This window comes from Corallococcus terminator, from assembly GCF_003611635.1.
Lineage (GTDB): Bacteria > Myxococcota > Myxococcia > Myxococcales > Myxococcaceae > Corallococcus > Corallococcus terminator.
The window spans coordinates 1-2,822 of sequence record NZ_RAVZ01000584.1; the positions used below are offsets into that span (position 1 = coordinate 1).

The 2,822-nt window shown below is 71.4% G+C and carries 3 protein-coding genes and 1 pseudogene; 1 reads left to right on the top strand and 3 read right to left on the bottom strand.

What is annotated here, in order from left to right; all coding sequences use genetic code 11:
* From D7V88_RS40365 to D7V88_RS40375, 3 genes and pseudogenes are all read right to left on the bottom strand, one after another.
* Positions 1-320 (bottom strand): annotated as a pseudogene (locus D7V88_RS40365) (hypothetical protein); the annotation flags it as partial.
* A 164-nt stretch (positions 321-484) separates the two neighbouring features.
* Positions 485-751 (bottom strand): GlsB/YeaQ/YmgE family stress response membrane protein, encoded by a 267-nt coding sequence (locus D7V88_RS40370; RefSeq protein ID WP_120545811.1) that lies wholly within the window; start codon positions 749-751, stop codon positions 485-487.
* Between the two features lie 108 nt (positions 752-859).
* Positions 860-1,594, bottom strand: a complete 735-nt coding sequence (locus D7V88_RS40375; RefSeq protein WP_120545812.1) for a 16S rRNA (uracil(1498)-N(3))-methyltransferase — start codon at positions 1,592-1,594, stop codon at positions 860-862.
* 151 nt (positions 1,595-1,745) lie between these two features.
* Between D7V88_RS40375 and D7V88_RS40380 the strand changes: the two genes are divergently transcribed.
* Positions 1,746-2,741 (top strand): asparaginase, encoded by a 996-nt coding sequence (locus D7V88_RS40380; protein WP_120545813.1) that lies wholly within the window; start codon positions 1,746-1,748, stop codon positions 2,739-2,741.
* Positions 2,742-2,822 lie beyond the last annotated feature (81 nt).

Here is a 2,822-nt window from a genome sequence, read left to right on the forward strand (position 1 = left end):
GCGGGAGGAACGGGCGCACCGGCGGCCGGGCGCACCGTCGGGGTCATGCCCGGCGGGGTGATGGGGCTGCGCGGAGGCTCCATCGCGAACACCGGCGTGCCCCGCAGGGTCTCCGGCTCCAGCGGTTCGCCATCCAGGGTGGTGGCCTCATTGGCCACCGGGGCGGTGCGCTCCCCCAGCTTGCGGCGATCAATGTGGATGTCGCGGTCGAGCAGGCTCGGGACGGGTGCGACCGTGGGTGGGCGCGCGGCGGTGGCGGCGCAAGCGGTGCAATCTCCGACCGGCGGCAGCGAGGCGCCGCACTTCAGGCACTTGGACAACGGATCCTCCTGGCGATGCGCACAACCGCCGCCATGAAAGGCCGCATTCAGGCCTGTAGCAAGAAAAGGACAAGCCCCCGAGGTCCCTCGCCCGAGGAACCGTCAGGGGCTCATCAACCCTTCGGCAACCGTCCTTGAAGGGACGGTGCGAGCGGGCGCTCACGCTAGGCGTGGACGCGGCGCCGTCCCGCTGCTCCGACCAGGAGTAGCACGAGGATCGATCCCACCACGGACATGATGATGCCGGAGGCGTGCAGGTCGAAGAGCTTCCCATCACGCTGGAACAGCGAACCGATGAGGCCGCCCACCAGCGAACCCACCATGCCCAGCAGGGTGGTGGCCACCAGGCCCATGCTCTGCTTGCCCGGCAGGATGGCCCGAGCAATGAGGCCCGCGATGAGGCCGATGATGATGAATGCGATGATCCCCATGAGAGTCTCTCCTTTTGAGGGACCCGCGAGGTCCCGAATGGCAGAAACGTAGGAATGGGCACACGGATCCGTGACCCGGGATGGAGGGAGGGTCTGTCCGCTCGCCTGCTAACCGAGCGACCCGTCCAGGTGCTGCATCACCGCGAGCGCCGCGAGCGCCGCCGTCTCCGTCCGCAGGATGCGAGAACCCAGCGTGACGGGTCGTGCTCCCAACTCGCGCAGGCCGGTGACCTCTTCCCGCGCCAGGCCGCCTTCGGGACCAATCACCAGCGCCACCGGCGTCCGCGGTCCCACGCTCCGGAACGCCTCACCCAGCGGCACCGCGGACTCCTCCTCATCCAGCACCAGCAGCAGCGTGCCCGGCGTCAGTGACCGCGCCGCCTCCAAGAGCGGACGCGGCGGGTGCACGCGCGGCACGTCGTCCCGACGACACTGACGCGCGGCCTCTTCGACGATCTTTGCCCACCGCTGGGTGCGCTCCTCGGCGCGCTTCGGCTCCAGCTTCACCACGCTGCGCGCGGTGGCCACCGGATGGAACGCGGTGGCGCCCAATTCGGTGCCCTTCTGCAGCACCCACTCCAGCTTGTCCCCCTTGGGCAGTCCCTGGAGCACGCTCATCTCCCGCGCGGGCGGCGTCACGCGCACGGTGCCCAGCACGAGCCGCACCTCCTCCGCGCCCAGTCCGGTGACGCGGGCCTCGAAGGCGCGGCCCTTGCCGTCGAACACCTCCAGCGCGTCGCCGTCCTCCAGCCGCAGCACGTGCACGAGGTAGTGACGGCGCTCGCCCGTGAGCGTCACGTCGGAAGGGGTGGGCTCGGGCAGGGGGACGAAGAGGCGGACCACGGCGACTTCCTTGGGAGGAGGGGCGCGAAGGATTCAGCAGGCCCCGCCCGGACACCAGCCCCGCATCCCCTTTTTCGGACACGTCCCCCGGGTGCGGGTCCCGGTGCGGCAGGACACGCGGACGCCCGTCCTGCTATGGGCCGCCACGCCCATGTCCACCTTCGTCATCGAGTCCACCCGCTCCGGCTTCGTCGAATCCTTCCACGTCGTCTCCGTCGCGGTGGTGAGCGCGGAGAGCACGCTCGTCGCGGCGGCGGGAGACCCGGACCGCGTCACGTTCTGGCGTTCAGCGGCCAAGCCCTTCCAGTCGCTCCCGCTGGTGCAGGACGGCGCCGCGGACCGCTACGGCTTCGGCCCGCGAGAGCTGGCGCTGGCGTGCGCGTCCCACTCCAGCGAACCCGTGCACCGCGCGCTCGCCATGCAGATGCTGCGAGCGTCCGGCTGTGAGGAGAACCAGCTCGCGTGCGGTCCGCATCCGTCGCTGTCGCAGGCCGTGGCGGAGGAGGCCCTGCGCGCGGGCGTGGCGCTCACGCCCCGGTGGAACAACTGCTCCGGCAAGCACGCCGGCATGCTCGCGCTGGCCCGGCACCACGGGTGGGACCCCACGGGCTACGCCAGCGCCGGACACCCGGTGCAGGAGCGCATCCAGGATGAAATCGCGAAGTGGACGGGCCTGCCGCGCGACGCGCTGGTGAAGGGCGTGGATGGCTGTCTCGCGGTGTGCTTCGGACTGCCCCTGCGCGCCATGGCCACCGCGTGGGCCCGCTTCGGCATCTCCGAGGACCCCGCCGCGCGCCGCCTGCGTGAAGCAATGCTCGCGCACCCGGACCTGGTCGCGGGCAAGGGCCGCGCGTGCACGGACCTGATGACCGCCTTCCAGGGCGAGGCCGTGGTGAAGATTGGCGCGGAAGGCGTCTACTGCGCCGCGCTGCCCAGGGCCCGGTTGGGCGTGGCCCTCAAGGTGGAGGACGGCGATGCCCGCTGCGCCGCGCCCGCGCTCCTCACGGTGCTGCGCTTCGTGGCCGAACAGCAGGGCATCCCGCTGCCCATGACGGGCCTGGAACACCACGCGGAGCCGCGCCTCTTCAACACCCGGGGCGAAGTCGTGGGCTCCCTGCGCACGGCCGGCTCACTCGGCTTCGCGTGAGGTCCACGCCCAGGTCTGGAGCCCCGCTGTAGCGCGGAAGGTCACACGCGCCGCGCACCCCGTAACCCGCCCCGCTACAGC

Coding starts and splice junctions, on each gene's coding strand:
- D7V88_RS40370 (WP_120545811.1), bottom strand. CDS start 751: ATGGGGATCATCGCATTCATCATCATCGGCCTCATCGCGGGCCTCATT.
- D7V88_RS40380 (WP_120545813.1), top strand. CDS start 1,746: ATGTCCACCTTCGTCATCGAGTCCACCCGCTCCGGCTTCGTCGAATCC.